The sequence below is a fragment of the Phenylobacterium sp. genome (assembly GCF_965284355.1).
GTDB lineage: Bacteria > Pseudomonadota > Alphaproteobacteria > Caulobacterales > Caulobacteraceae > Phenylobacterium.
Map to the genome: position 1 here is coordinate 4,600,111 of NZ_OZ260078.1, position 20,940 is coordinate 4,621,050.

A 20,940-nucleotide genomic window follows, 5' to 3' on the forward strand; every position below is an offset into this window, starting at 1 on the left:
GAACGCCCGGCGGTTCCTGAGTACAGACCTATGACCGACGCCTGGACACCCGCCTCCTGGAGAAGCAAGCCCGCCAAGCACATCCCGGCCGACTATCCCGACCTGGCCGAGCTGTCGCGCGTGGAGACCCAACTGCGCAAGATGCCCCCGCTGGTGTTCGCCGGCGAGGCGCGCCGCCTGAAGAGCCTGTTGGGCGACGTGGCCGCGGGCAAGGCGTTCCTGCTGCAGGGCGGCGACTGCGCCGAGAGCTTCAAGGAGTTCGCGGCCGACAACATCCGCGACATGTTCCGCCTGATCCTGCAGATGGCCGTGGTGATGACCTTCGCCGGCGGCAAGCCGATCGTGAAGGTGGGCCGCATGGCCGGCCAGTTCGGCAAGCCGCGCTCATCGCCGGTCGAGACCATCGACGGCGTCGAGCTGCCCAGCTACCGCGGCGACAACATCAACGGCATGGAGTTCACGGCCGAAAGCCGCATCCCCGATCCGCAGCGGCTGATCCAGGCCTACAGCCAGTCGGCGGCGACGCTGAACCTGCTGCGCGCCTTCGCCGGCGGCGGCTATGCCGACCTCTACAACATCCACCGCTGGACGCTGGGCTTCGTCGACGCCAGCCCCCTGGGCGCCCGCTACCGCGAGCTGTCGGAGAAGATCTCGGATTCGCTGAGCTTCATGGAGGCCCTGGGGATCAACTCCCAGACCCACCCGACCATCCACCAGGTGGAGTTCTTCACCAGCCACGAGGGCCTGCTGCTCGGCTACGAAGAGGCCATGACCCGGGTCGATAGCACCTCGGGCGAATGGTACGACACTTCGGCCCACCTGCTGTGGATCGGCGAGCGCACGCGCCAACTGGACCACGCCCACATCGAGTTCTTCCGCGGCATCAGGAACCCGATCGGCATGAAGGTGGGGCCGACCCTGGACGGCGACGAGCTCAACCGCCTGATCGACGTGCTGAACCCCGCCGAGGAGGCCGGCCGCCTCACGCTGTACGGCCGCTTCGGCTCCGACAAGATCGCCGGGCGCCTGCCCGACCTCCTGAAGGCCACCAAGGGTCGCAACGTGGTCTGGGCCATCGACCCGATGCACGGCAACACGCTGACCGCCACCAACGGCTACAAGACCCGGCCCTTCGACCGCATCCTGTCGGAGGTGAAGGCCTTCGTGGACATCTGTATGGCCGAGGGCACCCATCCCGGCGGCGTGCACCTGGAAATGACCGGCCAGAACGTCACCGAATGCCTGGGCGGCGCCCGCGCGCTCAGCGAAGGCGACCTCGCCGACCGCTACCACACCCACTGCGACCCCCGCCTCAACGGCGAACAGGCCCTGGAACTCGCCTTCCTCCTGGCCGAACGCCTCAAGGACGACCGCGTCGACCTGAACCAACGCCTCGCGCAGGCGATCTGACAGACCCACCGTTCACCTCTCCCAGGCGCGGCAGCGCCGTGGGAGAGGGCGGGAGAGGGCGGCGCCCGCGTTAGCCGCCCGCGCGACGTTGGACCCGGTCGCACCCCGAGCCTGTCGGAGAAGAAGCCGCTGTCCGCGTTCGACCCTTAGCGGGCCCTCAACCCTCGTCCGACAAGCTGCGGGAATGTCGCCCTACAGGTCACGCGTCGCGACCGGCATCAGCTTCATCGTGTTCGCTGCCGTGATCGCGGCGGGCTGGGTGGCATGCGCCGCTTGGTCTGCCCCTCGCGCATCAGGCCTTGAGATCAGGACGGCGCGGTTCTCTCCGTCATTCCTCTGGGCCTGGCTCTCATCGCGTCGATTTGGGGACTAGTCCTGATCTACACCGGAAGGCGGCACAGGAACCGCTAGGTCCGAGCGTCAACAGCCTACCCTTCGCGGACGCCTATCCCGAGGTCGCAATTTCCTCGTAATAGCCACGCCACTCCGGTGGCTCGGGATTGTCAGCCGCGTATTGAACCTGCTCGTCATGGTCTTGCGCACGGAACCAGGCATAGAACTTCCGCGCGTAGTCCTCCCCCGCGCCCATGCGCCATCCAATTGAGCCTAAGGGGATTTGCGGGAACTCTTGCCAGGGAGGCTGCATGTTGCGGATCCGAGCGTGGCGGGGGGCGTCCTGTCAACGTGTGCAGTGCACCCCGCGGCGCCGACCCGTTGCGGTCATCGGACCGGGGAGCCTAACCTTCCAGCATGTGTCACTTCATCACCCTAATCGCACCAACTGAAGATGCGGACGCCGTTCGCGTGGTGATGAAGCGCCATGGGCGCGCTGCCGATCCCATTGACAACCCCTCGGTGCGCAAGGTGCTGCGCGACGGTGAGCGTCAGTACCTAACCACGCCCGGCCATTGTGACTGTGGCACCGTCCTTGCCCCACGACATGACACACCAGAAGCCTTCGAGCGGAAGCTCGCCAATGAGGCGACGCGCCTGAGGCGCAAGGGTTGGTCCGAGGGCAAGATCGCCCGAGCGATGGACGATATGCGCGAGGCGGATGCGCGACCGAGCGGGGGTGGCTCAGACAGCCTGGAACTTTGGAACGCGGCGCTCCGCGACCTCAACAAGGAACTGAAGCTTCCCTACGCGGGTCTGTTGGTCAGGCTCTATTCGGGCGTCGTCGCGACCGAAGCCTTCAAAGCATCCCGCCGAGAGGTCGCAACGCGGAGCCAATGGCAGGATGCTCTCAGCTCAATCGAGCACGACGAAGTGACCGTCTTCCCCCTGAACTGAGCGCCCCATTTCTACCCTTCTGGGACATGCGATCTTCGCGGGTGGCGCGCACGCGAACTCGCCGCTAGGCCGCATCTCGCGCTTCAGCGACCGCGATTCCTTGACTTTTGCGCCACAATGTTCTATATTTGTTCCCTATGGACGCTCCCCCGGTCCTCACCCCCGAACGCATCGACGCGATGCTGTCGATCATGGCGGAGGTGTGCCTGGGGTCGGTGGTCGAGGCGGGGCAGCGCCAGAAGGCCGCCCCTGACGACGAGGCCTTCGAGCGTTCCGGCCGGGCCCTCAACCAGGCCTGCCGCAACCTGCTCCAGACCATCGCCCTGAAGCAGCGCTTCGACCGCGAGGAGACCGCCAAGGCCCGCGAGGCGTATGCCGCCGCCGAGGCCGACCGCAAGGCCGCCGAGCGCGATCGTCACGCCAGGATCGAGTTCAAGCGCAAGCGCGTTCGCAGCCACCTCGAGAACCTCGTCTGGGACGAATACGACGCCGATGACGCCGACGCCTTCTGTCACGAGGTCGATCAGCGCCTGTCCGACCTCGTCTACGAAGACGATTTCCTCGACACGCCCCTCGAGGACCTGATCACCCGGCTTGCCGACGACATCGGCCTGAACGACGAACCCGAGCCGGAGACGGAGCTCCTATCGGCCGAGGCTGTTCCGGAGCCGGAGGTCTCTGACGCCGAGCCCCAAAAGCCCTCTCCCCCTTGCGGGGTTGGGAGTGGGGGTGTCAGCTCTGAGCCCGAAGGTTCGCACCCCCACCCCCGACCCCTCCCCGCAAGGGGGAGGGGAGAGCCCGATCCCCCGCCCGAGCCCTACATACCACCCTGGGAACGGCTCCGACCCGGTCAGCGCATGCCCGGCGGCTCCGGCTGGTGAAGCCAGCCGGCGCCCGCGCGCGCCTGTGACCCCGGGGCCACGCCACAGCACAGTCCGCTGACGACGGCCAAGCCGCCCTTGCCAGGTTTTGACGCGTCCGCCAGTCTCCGCGCCTCTTTGAAACGCCCGGAACTCCGTCATGGACCGCCCAGCGGCCCACGCGCCTTCGCCTGTCCGACAAGACCTCGCGACCCTGCTCAAGCTGTCGGGGCCGGTGGTGATGTCGCGCCTGGGCATCATGGCGATGGGCCTGACCGACGCGGTGGTGGTGGGGCGCTATTCGGCGACCGAGCTGGGCTATCACGCCCTGGGCTGGGCCCCGACCAGCGTGGTGCTGACCATGGTGGTGGGCCTGCTGACCGGCGTGCAGGTGATGACCGCCCGCGCGATCGGGGAGGGGCGGCGCGACAAGGCCGGCGCGGTCCTGCGGCGGGGTCTGGCCTACGCCATCTGGATCGGACTGGCCTCGACCGTCTTCCTGGCCGTGGTCGGCCCGCCCTTCATGCACGTGATCGGGCTGGAGAAGGACCTGGCCGACGGGGCTACCCGCGCGCTGCTGGTCTTCTCGCTGTCGCTGACCGGCTACGCCATGAGCGTCACCGCCAGCTTCTGGCTGGAGGGCCTGTCGCGGCCGGGCCCGGCGGCGTGGGCCATGTGGATCGCCAACGTCGTGAACCTGGGCCTCGTCTTGCTGCTGGTGCCGGGCACGTTCGGCTTGCCCGCCCTGGGCGCGGTGGGCGCCGCCTGGGCCACCACGGGCGCGCGCACGTTCCTGGCCGTGGCCATGCTGGGCTACATCGCCCTGATGCCCGAGGCCCGCGCCCTGGGGGTGTTCGCCAAGCCCGAGCGCGACCGCGCCGCCGAGGCCGAGCAGCGGCGCATCGGCTACGGCGCGGGGGCCTCCAACTTCCTCGAGGTCTCGGCCTTCGCCAGCATGAACATCTTCGCCGGCTGGATCTCGGGCCTGGCCGTGGCCGCCTGGGCCATCGTGCTGAACGTGGCCGCCATCGTCTTCATGGTGCCGCTGGGCCTGGCCACAGGGGCGGCGGTGCTGGTGGGCAGCGCCTACGGCGCGCGCGACGCCGCCGGGGTGAACCGCGCCGGCGCCGTGTCGTTCGCGGTGGCCGCGGCGTTCGGTCTGGTGGTCTCGTTGGCCATCTGGCCCACCGCTCAGCTCATCGTCAGCGGCTACACGACCGACGCGGCGACCATCGCCCTGGCGGCGCCGGCCCTGGTGCTGTCGTGCCTGTTCTTCTTCCCGGACTGCCTGCAGGTGGTGGCGGCCCAGGCCCTGCGCGCCCGCGGCGACATCTGGCTGCCCACCTACACCCACCTCACCAGCTACGTCCTGGTGATGATGCCCCTGGCCTGGTGGCTGGCCATCCCGCTGAAGATGGGCGTCAACGGCATCGTCTGGGCGGTGATCATCGCCAGCTTCCTGTCGGGCGGCCTGCTGCTGGCGCGCTTCTGGATGCTGAGCCGGCGGGATCGCTGAGCCGTTTCCCTCCCGGAGGGGGGAAGCTACGCCCCGGCCCCCAGGATCCAGCCTTCCTCGCGCTCGGCGTCCAGCACGACGTCGGCGGCCGTGCCCTTGGGCGGACCGAAGAGCGCCCCCAGCTTGTTCGCCTCGTCCAGCCGGGCGAAGTGCTCAGCGGTCGAACGCACCTGGACCAGGTCCTTGACCTCGCCCGGCGCGACGGTGGGCTTCAGCAGCGACGGATAGACCTCAGCCACCACGGCCTCGACGCCGTCCAGGTCGGCCTCGGTCAGCGCCTTGAAGCCGGTCTCGAAGGGCCAGGCCTTCACGCCGTCGCCGCGGGTCGCCTTCAGCCGGCGCACGAACGGGATGCCCAGGATCGCCTGACCGCCCACCGAGCCGTTGTAGTAGAGCTTCCAGATCGACGAGGCGCCCTTGGCGGCCAGGTCGGCGTGGCGGAACTCGGGCAGGTCGTCCGGCCCGTGCTCCCGGCTGCGCTTAGGCTGCAGCGTGGTCAGCGTGTCCTTGGGCGGGCAGCCCCAGAACGGGAACGGGCCGCCCGTGATCCGCCGGTTGATCTCGGAGCCGACGCCGAAGCGGTTGTTGGTGTTGTCGGCCTTGTCCTTGACCATCTTGTTCAGCTGGTCCCACGTCGCACGCCACGGCTCGTCGCCCGGCAGGTTCAGCGCCGCGGCCAGCCCGCGCGGGAATCCCAGCGGGAAGTCGAAGCCCACCAGCGCGCGTTCGCCCCGCTTCTTCAGGTCGTCGAGGATCGCGTTCAGCCGCACCTCGGCCTCGGCGCGGGTGGCCGGGTTGAAGCTCTCGAAGGCCATGCGGAAGCGGATGTCGCGCTTGAGCACGCCGATCCAGATGGAATCCGCTCCGGTCGTCGGCTTCGCCGCCGCGCTCCAGTCGACGATCACGTAGGCGCTGAACAGGCGCGGCAAGGCCGGGCTCCAGGTACTGAGAAAACGGGAATGGCAGGCTTGTACGACATCCCTTCGCCGAAGGGCAGGGCTATTGGAGAGGCGGCGAGCGCCGCCGCGTCAGCCCAGCTTGACCAGCATCTTGCCCAGGTTCTCGCCCTTGAACAGGCCGAGGAAGGCGTCGGGCGCCTTCTCGATGCCCTCGAAGACGGTCTCCTTCCAGGTGACCTTGCCCTCCTTCACCCACTGGGACAGGTCGCGCAGGTAGGCCGGCATCATGTCCCACGAGCTGGAGACGATGAAGCCTTCCATCCGCAGCTGCTTGCCGACCATGAGGACCAGGTTCCGGGGGCCGGCCGGCATCTCGGTGGCGTTGTACATCGAGATCGCGCCGCACAGGGCGAAGCGGGCGAAGGGGCGGGCGGCGGTCAGGGCGGCCTCTAGGTGCTCGCCGCCGACGTTGTCGAAGTAGACTTCGATGCCGTTCGGCGCGGCTTTGAGCAGCGCCGCCGTCAGATCCTTTTCGGCCTTGTAGTCGATGGCGTGGTCGACGCCGATCGACTTCAGGAAGGCGATCTTGTCGGGTCCGCCCGCCGAGCCGATGACGGTGTGGCCCTTGGCCTTGGCGATCTGGGCGACCATCGAGCCCACCGCGCCGGCCGCGCCCGAGACGAACACCACGTCGCCGTCCTTCAGCGCCGCGATCTTCAGTAGCCCCGCATAGGCGGTGAGGCCGGGCATGCCGGCGGCGCCCAGGAACGCCTGGATCGGCAGGCCCATGGGGTCGAGTTTCTGCACCTGGGCGGCGGGCGCATTGAAGCCCTCGCGCCAGCCGAAGCCCGATTGCACCAGGTCGCCGGGCTTGAAGGCCGGATCGCCCGAGGCGGTCACTTCGCCCACCGCGCCGCCGTCCATGGCTTTGCCCAGGGCGAAGGGCGGGGTGTAGCTCTGCACGTCATTCATGCGGCCGCGCATGTAGGGGTCGACCGTCATCCAGAGGTTCTTCACCTGCACCTCGCCCGCGGCGGGGGCGGGCAGCTCGACGGTGGCGAGCTCGAAGTTGTCGGCCGTCGGCATGCCGTTGGGCCGGCTCTTGAGGCGGATCTCACGGACGGCGGTCATGGCAGGCTTCCTTCCCAGGTCTCATTGTTCAAACAGCTGTATGGCCTTGGGCGGGTGGCGTCGAGGCCGCGGCGCGTGCTAGCAGCCCGGCCCATGAGCGAGACCTTGCGCGCGGGCGTGATCGGAGCGGGCGTCTTCGGCGGATACCACGCCCGCCAGTATGCGCGTCTGCCCGGGGTGACCTTCCAGGGCGTCCATGACATCGACCCCGGGCGCGCGGCCGCGGTGGCGGAGCCGCTGGGCGGGCGGGCCTTTGCCGAGCTGGAGGCCTTCCTGGAGTCGGTGGACGTGGTGACCGTGGCCTCGCCGGCGACCTGCCATGCCGAACAGGCGCTGGCGGCGGTGGCGGCGGGCAAGCACGTGTACATCGAGAAGCCCATCGCGATCAGCATCGCCGACGCCGAGCGGGTGCGCGTCGCCGCGGCGAAGGCCGGCGTGGTCGTCGCCTGCGGCCACCAGGAGCGCGTGGTGTTTCAGGCCATGGGTCTGCTGGACGTGCCCGAACAGCCGCTGTTGCTGGAGGCGCTGCGCCATGGCCCGCCGTCGGACCGCAGCCGCGACGTCTCGGCCGTGCTGGATCTGATGGTGCACGACATCGACCTGGCTCTGGCGATCGCCGCCTCGAACCCCGTGACCGCCGAGGCGGAAGGCGCGCGGGGGCCGGACGGCGTCTGGGACGTCGTGCGGGCCGAGGCCAGCTTCGAAAGCGGCTTCACGGCGATCCTGGACGTCTCGCGTCAGGCGCCCGCGCGCCGGCGCACCATGCGGATCGTCTATCCCTCGGGCGAGGTCGAGATCGACTTCGTGGCCCGGACCTTCCGCAACAGCACGCCGTTCGAACTGAACGCCGATTTCGCCGACACCCCGGCCGCGTCGGATCCGTTGGGCGCCAGCGTCGAGGGCTTCCTGCAGGCGGTGCGCGGCGAGGCGCCGCGTCCGGTGGTGACGGCCGAGGAGGCCATGGCCGCGCTCGATCTGGCGATCGCCGTGGAACAGGCGTTGGAAGACGCCACGTAACAGCGCTAGCGTCCGGCCCGACCCATTCCGGAGGCCTAAATGTCCAGCGCTCACGACTACAGCTTCGACGCCATCGCCGGCGGCCCGCTGCCGATGACCACCTTCAAGGACAAGGTGGTGCTGCTGGTGAACGTGGCCTCCAAGTGCGGACTGACGCCCCAGTACGACGGGCTGGAGAAGCTCTACACCGACTACAAGGACAAGGGCCTGGTGGTGCTGGGCGTGCCCTGTAACCAGTTCATGGGCCAGGAGCCGGGCTCCGAGGAGGAGATCCAGACGTTCTGCCGGACCACCTATGGGATCGACTTCCCGATGACCGCCAAGGTGGACGTCAAGGAGGCGGGCGCGCACCCGCTCTACAAGTGGGCCGAGCAGCAGCTGGGCGAGCCGGCCGTGCCGGTGTGGAACTTCCACAAGATCCTGCTGGGCAAGAACGGCGAGGCCCTGCAGGCGTTCGGCCCCCGCACCGACCCGCAGGACCCGGCCCTCGTCGCCGCCATCGAGGCGGCGCTTTAAGCCCTACGCCTTCAGAACGTCATGGCCGGGCTTGTACCGGCCACCCAGAAACGCAGGCCTACAAGGGCTAGCGGTGGCGCTGCCGTATCCGTCCGGCGCCGGTTGCGCATCTGGGTCGCCGGGACAAGTCCGGCGATGACGAGCGGGGAGGGGAGTCGCCTAGCCGTTCACGTCGACCACCACCCGGCCGCGCACCTTGCCCTCAAGGATCTCGGAGGCCAGGCGGGGCAGGTCGCTCAGCGTGGCCGTCGACGTCATGGCCTCCAGCTTCGCAAGGTCGAGGTCACGGGCCAGACGGCCCCAGGCTTCGACGCGGTCCGGGGCGGGGCGCATGACGCTGTCGATGCCGACAAGGGTGACGCCGCGCAGGATGAAGGGCGCCACCGAGCCCGGCAGGTCCAGCCCCTGGGCCAGACCGCAGGCCGTGACCGCCCCGCCATAGCGGGTCTGGGAGAGTACATTGGCCAGGGTGTGGCTGCCCACGGAGTCGACGGCGCCGGCCCAGCGCTCCTTGCCGATGGGCCGCGCCGGGCCCTGGAACTCGGCGGCGTCGATCACCTCGGCCGCGCCCAGGCCGGTGAGGTAGTCGCCCTCGCTGTCCTTGCGGCGCGACGAGGCCACCACGCGGTAGCCCAGCCGGGCCAGCAGCGCGATGGCCACGCTGCCCACGCCCCCGGCCGCGCCGGTCACCAGGATATCGCCCGCGTCAGGCTTCACACCCTGACGCTCCAGCCCGATCACGCAGAGCATGGCGGTGTAGCCCGCGGTGCCGATGGCCATCGCCTGGGTCGAAGTCAGGCCCTGCGGCAGCTTCACCAGCCAGTCGCCCTTCACCCGTGCGCGCTGGGCATAGCCGCCGTGGTGGGTCTCGCCCACGCCCCAGCCGTTCAGCACCACGCGGTCGCCGGCCTTAAAGCCTGAATGGCTCGACGTCTCGACGACGCCGGCGAAGTCGATCCCCGGGATCAGCGGCCAGACCCGCACCACCGGCGAGCGGCCGGTCAGCGCCAGGCCGTCCTTGAAGTTGATGGTGGAGTGTTCGACCCGGACGGTGACGTCGCCCTCCATCAGGTCGGCGTCGGTCAGGTCCTCGAAGCGGGCTTCGGGCGCGCCGTCGGTCTTGTGCAGGCGCAGGGCGCGGAACGTGTTGGTCATTTGTCGCTCGCTGAAACAGGGGTGAGGCCGTGGCGGTCGCCCTTGCGACCCTTCACGGCGAGATCGACGGTGAGCAGGCGGCGTTCGCCGTCCATGCGCATCTGGTTGCCGGGCATCCACATCATCGCGACGTAGTCGCCCAGGGAGTCCTCGACGGCCTGGCTGAAGCCCTGCGCGTCCTGGGCCTTGTTCATTTGCAGCTTGGCGAAGCGCAGATAGCCGGGGTCGTTCTCGGCCACGCGCCGCGCCCAGGCGAACGTCTCGCGCTCGAGATCAGCGGGGGCCAGCACGCGGTTCACGAAGCCGTCGTCGGCCGCCTCCTGCGCCGTGATGAAGCGGCTCTCGAAGCACAGCTCCTTGGCGCGGCGGATGCCGATGTCCCACGGGATCGACATGTACTCGACAAAGCCTGGCAGGAACTGGGCGTCCTCGGCGGCGAAGACCACGTCCATCGCCGCGGCCAGCATCCAACCGGCGTAGATGCAGTAGCCCTCGACCATGGCGATCGTCGGCTTCTCGAAATTGCGCCACTTGAGCAGCAGGTCGAGGTTGTACTTCTTGAAGGCGTCGTAGTGCTGGATGCCGCCCGCGCCGATCTTGGCCTGGCGGTAGGCGGCGCCCTCGGGCGTGCCCAGGTCGTGGCCCGTGGAGAAGACGCCGCCCGCGCCTCGCACCAGCACGATCCGCACGTCGGGATCGTCGCGCGCCAGGTCGAAGGCGGCGTCGATCTCGTCCAGCATCTTCCAGCTCTGGGCGTTGCGATAGCGCGGGCGATTGAGCGTGATCACGCCAACCCCGGCCTCGACGCTGTAGAGGATCTCCTCGAACGTCATCACGCCCCTCCCTTTGTGCATTTCGGCGACTATAGGCAGGGTGACGTGAAGGCGCGAAGGGAGCACGCATGGGCGACGCGACAACCGACATTGTGACCCAGAGCCTGGAGCGGCTGGCCGAGCGGGTGGGGGACCCCACGCCCCAGGTCTACCAGCGCCTGTTCGCGCGGCTGCCGCAGGCCGAGGCGCGCTTCGCCCGCGACGTCACGGGCGACATCAAGGGCGAGATGCTGAGCATGGTGTTCGGGTGCCTGATGGACCCGGCCGGGCCCTACCAGGTGAACCTGGTGAAGTCCGAGCGTGTGAACCACGACGGCTACGGCACGCCCAACGACGAGTTCGACAGCTTCTTCCAGATCGTGAAGGAGACCTGCCGCGACCTGCTGGGGTCCGACTGGACCGCGGCCGAGGAAGCGGCCTGGAACGCCCAGATCGCGCGGGTGACCGCGATCACCCAATGAGAAGGGCGCCCGGCCTTTCGGCCGGACGCCCCATCCCGTAGCGGGCTCTCCAGATCAGAAGAATTTGTAGCGGAGCTCGATCCCGTAGGTCCTCGGCGGCGTGACGTAGAACGTCTTGCGGATGCCCTGGACGCAGTTGATCGTGCCGGCCGCGCCCGCGACCGGAGAACACGTCAGGCCGGCGACCGGCTGGGCGCCGTACACGCTTGAATAGCCGCCGTGCAGTCGCTCGGCCGTAGCGCCCTGATCGTAGCCGATCGTGTCGAAGATGTTCTTCACGTAGCCGATGAACTCGTACTTGTCGTCGGCCGACTTCCAGAGCAGGCGGGCGTCCACCTGATCCCAGGACGGAGCCTCGTAGTACCAGCGCTTGAAAAGGCCGCCGTAGGCCTTGTCGCGCCAGGCGTATGAGATGTTGGCGGTGAGCGAGCCGGGTTCAAACTCCCAGGTGTAGTTGGCGGCGATCGCGAACTTGTGCCGCGGCGCATTGGGAAGGTCTCCGCCCTTCAGGCTCTGCTCGCGGATGAACCCGTTGTTCGGCAGGCCCGCGGTGAAGTCATCCACTGCGCACGCCGAGTTGTTGACACACTGGGCGAAGGTCAGAAGCGGCTGCGCGCCCGGCTGGATCGCCGTCCGGTCCACGCCGTCGACCGCAGCGCCTTCGCGGATCTTGGCGTCGATGTAGGCGTAGGTGCCGATGATCTGCAGGTTCTCGATCGGCTGCCACAGGACCTCGGCCTCGAACCCGCGTGAGCGCGCCTTCGGCACATTGTAGAAGGACGTGGTCGTCGAGCCGATCGCCGTGCCCGCGATCCGGGTGATCGGGATTTGGAGGTTCTGGTAGTCGTAGTTGTAGATCGCGAAGTTGGTCTGCAGCGAGCTGCCCCACGTGCGCTTCATGCCCAGCTCGAAGGAGTCGACCGACTCCTTGTCGGAGTAGGGCAGCTGGCTGATCACCGTGAAGATGCCGATGTTGAAGCCGCCCGAGCGGTAGCCGCGCGCGTAGCTGGCGTAGACCAGCGTGTCGTCGTCCGGCGTCCATTCGGCCTTGGCGGTGCCCGTCACGGCCGACCAACTCGCATCATACTCGCGGCTGGCGAAGCCGGTGGCGGGATCGTACGTCGTGCGACCCTCGACCCCTCTGTCGATCCGGTTGATGCCGGCGCCGCCCTGTCCGGTGGCGACGACGCCCGCGCCTGGGCCGGTCAGGTCGATCAGGAGCGGGAAGACTTCCGGCGGCAGGCCGACGCAGGCTGGCAGGCCGAAGCAGAGGATGCGCGTCGACTCGGTGCCGTACTTGCGGTCATGCGAGTACCGAATGCCACCAGTCAGCGTGAGCTTCGACGAGAGCTCGTAGCTGACCTGACCGTAGAAGGCGTAGGAGGTGTTCTTCACGTCCGGGCGGTTGTCGAAGCGCCGCCCATTGCCGGGCACGCAAGGCGCCGTCACCGGCAGCGAGGTCTGGCCGCCTGAAGCGCAGACGGCGGGCGGCGTGGAACGCCACTGCACCTGACGCGGATCTTCGGTCGTCGAGACCGGTTGCTTATAGGCCTGGTGGTAGAAGTAGGCGCCCCCGATCCACTGGAAGGGGCCATCCTTCGTCGAGACGAAGTTCAGCTCGTTGGAGATGAAGCCGTTGCGCTCCTGATAGTCGAACCGCTCCTGCGGATAGACCACCAGCGGCGCGCCGCCGACCGCCGAGTTCAGGCTGTACTGGAGGATCGAGGGGTCACGCGTGCCGTTCGGGGTCGACCCGTTCAGATGGTACCAATACCGCGTGCCCCCGACGATGTACCGGATGTCGAAGGTGTCGGCGTGGTAGGTCCAATGGCTGGCCACCGTGTAGGCGTTGGGCACACGGACCGTGTAGCTCTGGGGCCGGTTGAACAGCCACGGGCTTTCGTTCGAGGCGTTGACGCAAGGATTGGGCCCGGCGCCGACCACGTTGACGGCCAGTCCGCTGCAGCCGAAACCGGGATTGAAGTGGCTCGCCGCATCATAGAACTGGCTGATGTCCCAGCCGTTGCCGCCGTTGCGATTGGTGGCGCTGACATCCGGGCGGATCGTGCCGTTCAGGTCGTAAATGTAGGGCGACCAGCCGCCAGAGGCCGCGCCCGGACCGCCCGCGCCGTTGCGCCAGTTGGTGTAGCCCAGCTTGGTCCACATCTCGACGCGCTCGGAGAACTTCACGTCGAGCTGCACCTCGCCGTAGAAGGTGTCCAGGACGTTGCCTTCAGACGGCATGCCCGGGACGATGTTCTTGGCCCACCCCTTGCTCTGGCGCTCCCAGTTGGCGGCGACCCGGAACTTGACCTGGTCATTGATCGGGCCCGAAGCCGCCGCTTCCAGCACCGAACGATTGTAGTTGCCGTAGGTGGCGCGCGCCTCGGCGTATGGGGTTTCCGTCGGACGGCGCGACAGGATGTTGATCGCGCCGGCGATGGAGTTGCGCCCGTACAGCGTGCCCTGCGGTCCGCGCAGCACCTCGACCCGGTCCAGGAAGAGCGTCGATGACCCGGCGCGCACCGCGAAGGTCTCGTAGACCCCGTCTGCATAGTTCGCGACCGAGGCATCCGCCGACAGAACGTTGGTCAGGCGACCCAGGCCGCGCAACGACACCCGGTCGGTCGAGGTCGAATACTGCAGACCCGGCGTGAAGTTGGTCATGTCCTGAATGGACTGGATGCCGACGATGTCGCGCTGTTCGGACGTGAATGCCGAAATGGCGACCGGCACGTCCTGAAGACTTTGCTCGCGCTTTTCGGCCGTAACGACCAGCTCGGCGATGGTGTTGGTGTTTGCGCTGCTCTGAGCATGAGCGGATGCGCCGACGAAGGCGGCCAGCATAGCACTGGACGCCAACAGATATGGCCTGAACCCCATCTGAACTGCCTCCCCGCAGCTTTGATGTCAGCGCTATTTTCTGCGCTTGCGAGCCAAGCTGAAGCAGGTCCGTGAAGCCGTCAACGTACATTCGGAATTGTGGGCGGCCAGAATTTGATAAGTGTCGTATACAAACTCGGATGGTGGGAAGTTATCGGGCGATATCGTCTTGTAAGCGTCGCAGTTATGGGTGATCCTCATCAGGCTTCTGACTTTGTTCATCCCAATGACAACCTAAGGGCGCGCGAAAGCGCGCCCGTTTTGTTTTGATGCGCCGCGCTATGGCCATGTTGGGCGGCCATTTCGCAGATGCGAAACAATTCGAAACCTTACGTAACAACGGAACGCGTCGACCGGCGTACCGACGTTATGCGCGGTGCAACATGTTACGTCCGGAGGATGTTCGTGCAGCCTCAGGTTGATCAGGCCACCTGGAGTCGGTGGGCTCTTTCGCCGGAGGCGGGGCGCCCTTAGAGAGGGCGGCTCAAGTCGGAGGCCCAGCCCATGCATCGCAACCCGGACGGATCCTGGGACAAATCCAAGCTGCCCAGCCGCCACACGACCATCGGCCCGTCGAAGGCCCCGCACCGGTCGTACTACTACGCCATGGGCCTCGGCAGCCGCGACATCGCCCAGCCGTTCGTCGGCGTGGCGCATTGCGGGAACCAGTCCGCGCCCTGCAACACCGCGCTCGAGCGCCAGGCTCACGCTGCGGCCGAGGGCGTGAAGGCCGCGGGCGCGACGCCGCGCGAGTTTTCGACCATCACGGTCACTGACGGCATCGCCATGGGCCACGAGGGCATGCGCTCGTCGCTGGTCAGCCGCGAGGTGATCGCCGACTCGGTCGAGCTCAGCGTTCGGGGCCATGCCTATGACGCCCTGGTGGGCATCGCCGGCTGCGACAAGAGCCTGCCGGGCATGATGATGGCCATGCTGCGCCTGAACGTGCCCAGCGTGTTCCTGTACGGCGGCTCGATCCTGCCTGGCCGGCTGGACGACAAGGACCTCACCGTCCAGGACGTGTTCGAGGCGGTCGGTCAATTCTCGGCAGGGACCATCAGCGAGGAGCGGCTTTGCCAGGTGGAGCAGCACGCTTGTCCGGGCGACGGCGCCTGCGGCGGCCAGTTCACGGCCAACACCATGGCCATGGTTTCCGAGGCCATCGGCCTGGCCCTGCCGCTGTCGTCCTCGCTGCCGGCGGCCTATCTCGACCGCGACGAGTACGCTCGCGCCTCGGGCGCCGCGGTGGTGCGGCTGATCGAGCAGAACATCCGCCCGCGCGACATCTGCACCCGCAAGGCGTTCGAGAACGCGGCGGTGGTGATCGCCGCCAGCGGCGGCTCGACCAACGGCGGCCTGCACCTGCCGGCTATGGCCCATGAGTGCGGGATCGAGTTCACCCTGCGCGACTTTGCCGAGATCTGCGCGCGCACGCCGTACATCGCCGACCTGAAGCCCGGCGGTCGCTTTGTGGCCAAGGATATGGGCGAGGCCGGTGGCACGCCCATGCTGCTGAAGACCCTGCTGGAGGGCGGCTATCTCCACGGCGACTGCATGACCGTGACCGGAAAGACGCTGGCTGAGAACGTGGCCGACGTGAAATGGCGCGACGATCAGGTGGTGATCCGCCCGGTCTCGAACCCGCTGTCGCCGACCGGCGGCGTCGTGGGTCTCTGGGGCAACCTGGCCCCCGACGGCTGCATCACCAAGGTGGCCGGCCTGAAGCACATCAAGCACCGCGGCCCGGCCCGGGTGTTCGACGGCGAGGAGGCCTGTTTCGCCGCCGTCGAGGCGCGCGACTACAAGGAGGGCGACGTCCTGGTCATCCGCTACGAGGGCGCCAAGGGCGGGCCCGGCATGCGCGAGATGCTGTCGACCACCGCGGCCCTCTACGGCCAGGGCGTGGAGAACATCGCCCTGATCACCGACGGCCGTTTCTCGGGCGCGACCCGGGGCCTGTGCGTTGGCCACGTGGGCCCAGAAGCGCAGGCGGGCGGCCCAATCGGTCTGGTGAAGGATGGCGACATCATCACCATCGACGCCGAGACCGGCTCCATCGAGCTGGAGGTCGATGCGGCCGAGCTGGAGCGCCGCAAGGCCGACTGGAAGCCGCGCAAGACCAACTATCAGACCGGCGCGATCTGGAAGTTCGCCCAGATGGTGGGCCCGGTGCACCTGGGCGCCACGACCCACCCCGGAGCCGCGGCCGAGACCCACGTCTTCGCCGACATCTGACGCTGTGAAGACGCTCGGCGTCCTGGGCGGGATGAGCGCGGAGTCCACCGCGCTCTACTACCGCGAACTGAACCGGCTGGTGCGCGAGCGCCTGGGCGGGCTGCACTCGGCCGAGCTGCTGATCCGCTCGGTGGACTTCGCGCCCATCGCCGCGTTGCAGGCGCGGGACGACTGGGCGGTCACCGGGGCGCTGCTGGCCGAGGCTGCGCGGCGGCTGGAAGGGGCGGGGGCCGAGGCGATTATCCTGGCCACCAACACCATGCACCTGAACGCCGACGCGATCCGCGCGGCGGTCGGCGTACCGTTCCTGCATATCGGCGACGCCACGGCGGCGGCGCTGAAAGCAAAGGGCGTGAAGCGGCCGCTGCTGCTGGCCACGCGCTTCACGATGGAAAAGGCGTTCTACACGGATCGGCTGATCGCCGCCGGCCTCGATCCCCTGGTCCCCGAGCAGGCCGACCGCGACCGCCTGCAGACGATCATCTACGACGAGCTGTGCCAGGGCGTCGTGAAGCCCACCTCGACGGCGGCAGGCATGATGATGGTCGAGCGCGGCCTGGCCGCCGGCGCCGACGGAGTCATCTTCGGCTGCACCGAGGTGGGCCTGCTGCTGAAGCCCGAGGATATCGGCGTGCCGGTGGTCGACACCGCGCTGGTCCACTGCGAGGCCGCCGTGGACTTTGCGCTGGCCTGACCGTCAGGGCAGGGCGGCCACCCCGAACAGGTAGGGATGGGCGAGCGCCAGAGCCGCCCAGACCGCCACCGCGGCCAGGATCCGCCAGGCCCCGATCTCGGCCAGGTTCAGCGTCTGGCGGCCCGCGAGGATCGCGGCGAACGGCACGTTTGAGGTCTGGTTGGTGAAGGTGTCGTAGACGGGGCCCAGGGCGCGGCGACGCTTGGCGTCGATGCTGACGGTCCCGAACAGCGCCAGCGCCAGCATCGCGCCGAACATCACCAGGGCCGCGGGCTCGCCGTTCACCACCAGATGGCCGAACGCCCAGACGGCGACGCCCCACAGGAACGGGTGTCGCGTGATCCGCACCATGCCCTTCACCGCATCGGGCCGCTCCAGCACGCCCTCCTGGCGCACGCTGGTGGGGTTGGGGGTGGTGAGTCCCGGCACGATCAGCAGCATGGCGAGCAACTGCAGGACCACCTGCACGTGGCGCGAGGCGTCGCCCACGGTCCAGAAGGCGGTCGCTTGCTCACCGCGCGCCTGGGCGAAGGCGAAGCCCAGCCATGTCAGGCCGGCCACCGAAGCCAGCGAGAAAAGGCCCATGTAGGCGCCCTGGCCGATCCGGCCGGTGAGTGCGTCGCGGAGGCGGGTGCCCGAGACCAGCAGATGCAGGAGGACGAAGAAGGCGGCGGCGGCGATCAGGTTCGACATGGGGCCTTCAATTTATGATTTACGTCGTCAATTTATAGCATCTTCGGGATCGTCTTCAATCGCGTCATCGTCGAGGTCGTCGAAGAGGGGGCCGACCGGCGCGGCGATCGGAGCCGCCGGCGCGGCACGGGGCGGCATCGGGGCGGGAGCCTGAACGGGCGCCGCGGCGGTGACACGCGGCGTGACCGGCCGCCGCAGAACCGACTCCATGCGCGCCATCCAGCGGTTGGCCTCCGTCAGGGCCTCGTCAGGCTCGAAACGGCCGCGGCGCCCGGCGTCCTCCGGCCGCCAGAGGTCGAGTTCGAAATCCGGGAGGTTGGGGTCATCGAACACGAACCGCAGCCGCACGCGCTCCTGCGGCTGGGCCAGCTGGTCTAGGGCGCGGCGCGGCTCGCCGCGGAACGCCCGGGCCGCCACCTGTCGATCGACGATCAGCTCCACGCCCAGCAGTTCCTGCAGGCCGTAGTCCAGCCGCCAGGCGCCGCGATCCCAGGTGATGCAGACCTTGGATTGGGCCAGGTCGAAGCCAATGCCCGCGCCACGCCCGCGGGCGATCAGCAGCGGCTGGGGCAGGGCGCCCAGGGCTTGGGTCAGGGTGCGCCGGATGCGCCGGCCTTCCTCCATGAACCAGACCACCGCCGCGCCCAGCAGCGAGATCGCGCCGCCGGCCAGCGCGAGCAAGGTCAGCAGCCTCGCGATCTCGTCCATGGACCGACGTTACGCTCGATCTGTGAGTCGCCTAAGCCGGGCGGATGACCGGGATGTGCGGCGCCGAATCCATAGGCGTGAGGCCGGCCAGCCGCGGGTCCTCGATGATCTCCACCTCGCGCCGGAACGGCTTGAAGCCCGAGCGCATGTAGAACTGTGGCGCGTTGGGGTGGTCGAAGGTGCAGGTGTGCACCCAGAACCGCTTGATGGGGCGCGACCAGGCCATCTCGATCGCCCGGTTCATCAGCCAGCGCGCCGCCCCACCGCCCACCAGCCCCTTGGTGACCCCGAAGAAGGCCAGCTCGCAGGTCTCCGGCTCCAGGAAGTCGAGCTCCAGGATGCCGAGCTCTCCGCCAGGCGCCTCCAGCCGGTAGACCTCGACCGCCGGGTCGGCCAGCAGCGCCGCCAACTCGGCGTCGGGCATCCGCAGGCGCATGAACCACAGCCAGTCGCGGCCCACCGCCGTATAGAGCGCGCGGTAGTCCTCGATCGTGGGGCTGGGCATCCGCTTAAGGGTCCAACCCGGGTTCTCCACCTCGGGTCGGGGCGTCGGGCGCTCGAACATCTCCAGCGAGGTCACGATCGCGGCGGCCGCGCCCGCGGGCACGTCGTGAAAGCCTTCGGACAGCATGGGCTAGAGATCCAGTTCGACCATGAGGGGCACGTGGTCGGACGGCTTGTCCCAACCGCGTACGTGTTTGTGGATCGCCACCCCCGTGAGCTTGTCGGCCGCCTGGGGCGAGAGAAGGGCGTGGTCGATCCGGATTCCGTTGTTCCGCTGCCAGGCGCCGGCCTGGTAGTCCCAGAAGGTGAAGGCGCCGGGGGCGCCGTCGGCCTGCAGATAGGCCTCGGTCAGGCCCAGGTTCTTCAGCGCCCGGAACGCGCCGCGGGTCTGCGGCTGGAAGAGGGCGTCGTCGGTCCAGTTCTCAGGGTGGGCCGCGTCGCGCGGCTCGGGAATGACGTTGTAGTCGCCCATCAGGCAGAAGGGCTCTTCGAGGACCAGCAGGTCGCGGGCATGGGCGCTGAGCCGCTCCATCCAGGCCAGCTTGTAGCCGAACTTCACGGTGCTCACCGGATTGCCGTTGGGCAAGTAGATCGAGGCCACCCGAACCGGCTCGGGGCCCGAGACGACAGCCTCGACGTAGCGGGCCTGTTCGTCGCCGTCGTCGCCGGGCAGGCCGCGACGGACGTCCTCCAGCGGCGACTTGGAGAGCAGGGCCACGCCGTTGTAGGTTTTCTGGCCATGCACCGCGACATTATAGCCAAGTCGTTCAAAGGCTTCGGTCGGGAACTTCTCGTCGATGCACTTGATCTCCTGCAGACAGGCGACGTCGGGATTGGCCTCCTCGAACCACCGCACGACGGTCTCCAGCCGCGCGTTCACAGAGTTGACGTTCCAGGTGGCGATACGCATCCAGGGCTCCCGTTTCGGGCGTGAAGCTAGTGGCGAGGGCTGCGTTGCTCAATGCCGGGTTTGCCGACGCACGGCGCCCTGGCTTGACCTTGCTGCCCTGCCGTGGCCGCCTGTGCGCCAGGAGGAGCCATGCGTACAGCCGGCGTCATCGCATTTGCAGCGCTGCTGGCCGTCCCGGCCTGGGCCCAGCCTGTTCCGCCGCCGCAGCTGGATCTGCCTCAACTGGCTCCGCCTTCGACCACGCCGTCAGGAGAGCCGCTCTGCGCGCCTGAAAAGCTGACCCGCATGGTCGTGCGCAACATCTCGCCAGGACTGGCTGCGGCCGCGCCGGCCGCGCAGCCGCGAACGCTGTATCGCCAAGGCGCTCTGTACATGCGCAGCGAGGAGAGCCCCGATCCCACGCGTGGCCAGCCGGTGGTGATCGTCGCCGAACCCGACATCTGGATGGTCAATCTCGCGACTCGGACGGGTCAGCATCAGGTCGATCCGGGGCCGGAGTTCGTCGTCCGCGCGCCGGTGCTTCCGATGACGGCCGAGACGCCGCCACAGTTCCGCTCACTGGAGTTCGGCTGCGAGCTCGACTTCCTGCGGCGCAACGGCGCCGACACGCCGCGTCAGGTGGTTCCCTGGGGCGAGGGGAAGGCCACGGTCCATCAGCTGACGGTGGGCGAGCACATGCTGAGCATGCTGTTGACCGAGCGGCGGCAAGCGCCCTTGCTGGTGGCGTACTCCCGGGCGGGCAAGGGCGTGTTCATGATGCGCTACGACGAGTTCCGTAGCGATCTGCCTGACCGGCCGGCACTGTTCGCGCCGCCCAAGGATATGAAGATCACGGAAGCAGCGCCGCTCAAGGCGCCCGGACCGGCCGCGCCGCCGAAACCCTAGATCGAGAAGCTGACGCCGCAGCCGCAGCTGGACTTGGCGTTGGGATTGCGGATCCGGAACTCGGCGCCGGCGAGTTCGTCCACGAAGTCGATCTCCGACCCCTTCAGCAGGGCCAGCGAGATGACGTCCACCAAGGCGGCCGCGCCGTCGCGCTCGACCTTGAGGTCATCCGGTTGCGCTTCGTCCACCAGGTCGAACTGGTACTGGAAGCCAGAGCAGCCGCCGCCCTCCACCGCCACGCGCAGCATGACGGGCCGACCCTCGGTGGCGCCGATGGCCTGGATGCGCTTCGCCGCGGCCGGCGAGAGGGTGACGTCGATGGTGTTCATGCTTCCGTTAG

20 protein-coding genes are annotated in these 20,940 nt (G+C 68.3%); 10 read left to right on the plus strand and 10 right to left on the minus strand.

Annotated elements, in window-relative coordinates; all coding sequences use genetic code 11:
- Window positions 1-30 precede the first annotated feature (30 nt).
- The 4 genes from ACQ66R_RS22625 (at window position 31) to ACQ66R_RS22640 (ending at window position 5,076) form a co-directional block, all read left to right on the plus strand.
- Window positions 31-1,410, plus strand: coding sequence for a class II 3-deoxy-7-phosphoheptulonate synthase (locus tag ACQ66R_RS22625; RefSeq protein WP_430425782.1), 1,380 nt, complete (start codon window positions 31-33; stop codon window positions 1,408-1,410).
- A gap of 750 nt (window positions 1,411-2,160) precedes the next feature.
- Window positions 2,161-2,700 carry a hypothetical protein gene (locus ACQ66R_RS22630; RefSeq protein ID WP_430425784.1) on the plus strand — a complete coding sequence of 180 codons (540 nt, stop codon included), beginning with the start codon at window positions 2,161-2,163 and terminating at the stop codon, window positions 2,698-2,700.
- A gap of 137 nt (window positions 2,701-2,837) precedes the next feature.
- Window positions 2,838-3,581, plus strand: coding sequence for a hypothetical protein (locus ACQ66R_RS22635; RefSeq protein ID WP_430425785.1), 744 nt, complete (start codon window positions 2,838-2,840; stop codon window positions 3,579-3,581).
- A gap of 139 nt (window positions 3,582-3,720) precedes the next feature.
- Window positions 3,721-5,076, plus strand: coding sequence for an MATE family efflux transporter (locus ACQ66R_RS22640; RefSeq protein ID WP_430425787.1), 1,356 nt, complete (start codon window positions 3,721-3,723; stop codon window positions 5,074-5,076).
- Window positions 5,077-5,102: 26 nt separating this feature from the next.
- Here the strand turns inward: ACQ66R_RS22640 and ACQ66R_RS22645 are convergent, their stop codons facing one another.
- Entirely contained in the window at window positions 5,103-6,005 is a 903-nt protein-coding gene (locus tag ACQ66R_RS22645; RefSeq protein WP_430425788.1) for a cobalamin biosynthesis protein CbiG, read from the minus strand.
- 99 nt (window positions 6,006-6,104) lie between these two features.
- Complete coding sequence (locus tag ACQ66R_RS22650) at window positions 6,105-7,106, minus strand: NADP-dependent oxidoreductase (RefSeq protein ID WP_430425790.1); 1,002 nt, start codon at window positions 7,104-7,106, stop codon at window positions 6,105-6,107.
- Window positions 7,107-7,199: 93 nt separating this feature from the next.
- Between ACQ66R_RS22650 and ACQ66R_RS22655 the strand changes: the two genes are divergently transcribed.
- Window positions 7,200-8,123 (plus strand): Gfo/Idh/MocA family protein, encoded by a 924-nt coding sequence (locus tag ACQ66R_RS22655; protein WP_430425792.1) that lies wholly within the window; start codon window positions 7,200-7,202, stop codon window positions 8,121-8,123.
- 39 nt (window positions 8,124-8,162) lie between these two features.
- On the plus strand, window positions 8,163-8,639 hold the full coding sequence (locus ACQ66R_RS22660) for a glutathione peroxidase (RefSeq protein WP_430425794.1): 477 nt from the start codon (window positions 8,163-8,165) through the stop codon (window positions 8,637-8,639).
- Between the two features lie 159 nt (window positions 8,640-8,798).
- Here the strand turns inward: ACQ66R_RS22660 and ACQ66R_RS22665 are convergent, their stop codons facing one another.
- Together ACQ66R_RS22665 and ACQ66R_RS22670 are read right to left on the minus strand one after the other, a co-directional pair.
- Window positions 8,799-9,794 (minus strand): MDR family oxidoreductase, encoded by a 996-nt coding sequence (locus tag ACQ66R_RS22665; protein WP_430425796.1) that lies wholly within the window; start codon window positions 9,792-9,794, stop codon window positions 8,799-8,801.
- Window positions 9,791-10,627 carry an enoyl-CoA hydratase-related protein gene (locus ACQ66R_RS22670; RefSeq protein ID WP_430425798.1) on the minus strand — a complete coding sequence of 279 codons (837 nt, stop codon included), beginning with the start codon at window positions 10,625-10,627 and terminating at the stop codon, window positions 9,791-9,793. Before ACQ66R_RS22670 ends, ACQ66R_RS22665 begins: the two co-directional genes overlap by 4 nt.
- Window positions 10,628-10,695: 68 nt before the next feature.
- On the opposite strand from ACQ66R_RS22670, the gene ACQ66R_RS22675 reads away from it, so the two are divergent.
- Window positions 10,696-11,088, plus strand: coding sequence for a globin (locus ACQ66R_RS22675; RefSeq protein WP_430425800.1), 393 nt, complete (start codon window positions 10,696-10,698; stop codon window positions 11,086-11,088).
- 54 nt (window positions 11,089-11,142) lie between these two features.
- Here ACQ66R_RS22675 and ACQ66R_RS22680 read toward each other — a convergent pair whose 3' ends face one another.
- Window positions 11,143-13,971, minus strand: a complete 2,829-nt coding sequence (locus ACQ66R_RS22680) for a TonB-dependent receptor (protein WP_430425802.1) — start codon at window positions 13,969-13,971, stop codon at window positions 11,143-11,145.
- A 504-nt stretch (window positions 13,972-14,475) separates the two neighbouring features.
- Here ACQ66R_RS22680 and ilvD point away from each other — a divergent pair.
- Together ilvD and ACQ66R_RS22690 are read left to right on the plus strand one after the other, a co-directional pair.
- Window positions 14,476-16,206: a dihydroxy-acid dehydratase gene (gene ilvD, locus ACQ66R_RS22685; RefSeq protein ID WP_430425804.1), complete on the plus strand. Its 1,731-nt coding sequence runs from the start codon at window positions 14,476-14,478 to the stop codon at window positions 16,204-16,206.
- A 4-nt stretch (window positions 16,207-16,210) separates the two neighbouring features.
- Window positions 16,211-16,900, plus strand: a complete 690-nt coding sequence (locus ACQ66R_RS22690) for an aspartate/glutamate racemase family protein (protein WP_430425806.1) — start codon at window positions 16,211-16,213, stop codon at window positions 16,898-16,900.
- A 3-nt stretch (window positions 16,901-16,903) separates the two neighbouring features.
- On the opposite strand, the gene ACQ66R_RS22695 is transcribed toward ACQ66R_RS22690, so the two are convergent.
- Genes ACQ66R_RS22695 through xth form a run of 4 tightly spaced genes read right to left on the minus strand, consistent with a single transcriptional unit; the run spans window position 16,904 to window position 19,715 of the window.
- Entirely contained in the window at window positions 16,904-17,593 is a 690-nt protein-coding gene (locus tag ACQ66R_RS22695) for an NnrU family protein (RefSeq protein ID WP_430425808.1), read from the minus strand.
- A gap of 27 nt (window positions 17,594-17,620) precedes the next feature.
- Complete coding sequence (locus tag ACQ66R_RS22700; RefSeq protein WP_430425810.1) at window positions 17,621-18,301, minus strand: hypothetical protein; 681 nt, start codon at window positions 18,299-18,301, stop codon at window positions 17,621-17,623.
- A gap of 31 nt (window positions 18,302-18,332) precedes the next feature.
- Entirely contained in the window at window positions 18,333-18,932 is a 600-nt protein-coding gene (locus ACQ66R_RS22705; RefSeq protein ID WP_430425812.1) for a GNAT family N-acetyltransferase, read from the minus strand.
- Between the two features lie 3 nt (window positions 18,933-18,935).
- The gene (gene xth, locus ACQ66R_RS22710; RefSeq protein WP_430425814.1) at window positions 18,936-19,715 is read right to left on the minus strand and encodes an exodeoxyribonuclease III; all 780 of its coding nucleotides are present in this window, start codon (window positions 19,713-19,715) and stop codon (window positions 18,936-18,938) included.
- 129 nt (window positions 19,716-19,844) lie between these two features.
- On the opposite strand from xth, the gene ACQ66R_RS22715 reads away from it, so the two are divergent.
- Window positions 19,845-20,600, plus strand: a complete 756-nt coding sequence (locus ACQ66R_RS22715; protein ID WP_430425816.1) for a hypothetical protein — start codon at window positions 19,845-19,847, stop codon at window positions 20,598-20,600.
- On the opposite strand, the gene erpA is transcribed toward ACQ66R_RS22715, so the two are convergent.
- Entirely contained in the window at window positions 20,597-20,929 is a 333-nt protein-coding gene (erpA, locus tag ACQ66R_RS22720) for an iron-sulfur cluster insertion protein ErpA (RefSeq protein ID WP_293363740.1), read from the minus strand. The genes ACQ66R_RS22715 and erpA overlap by 4 nt on opposite strands.
- Window positions 20,930-20,940: the final 11 nt, after the last annotated feature.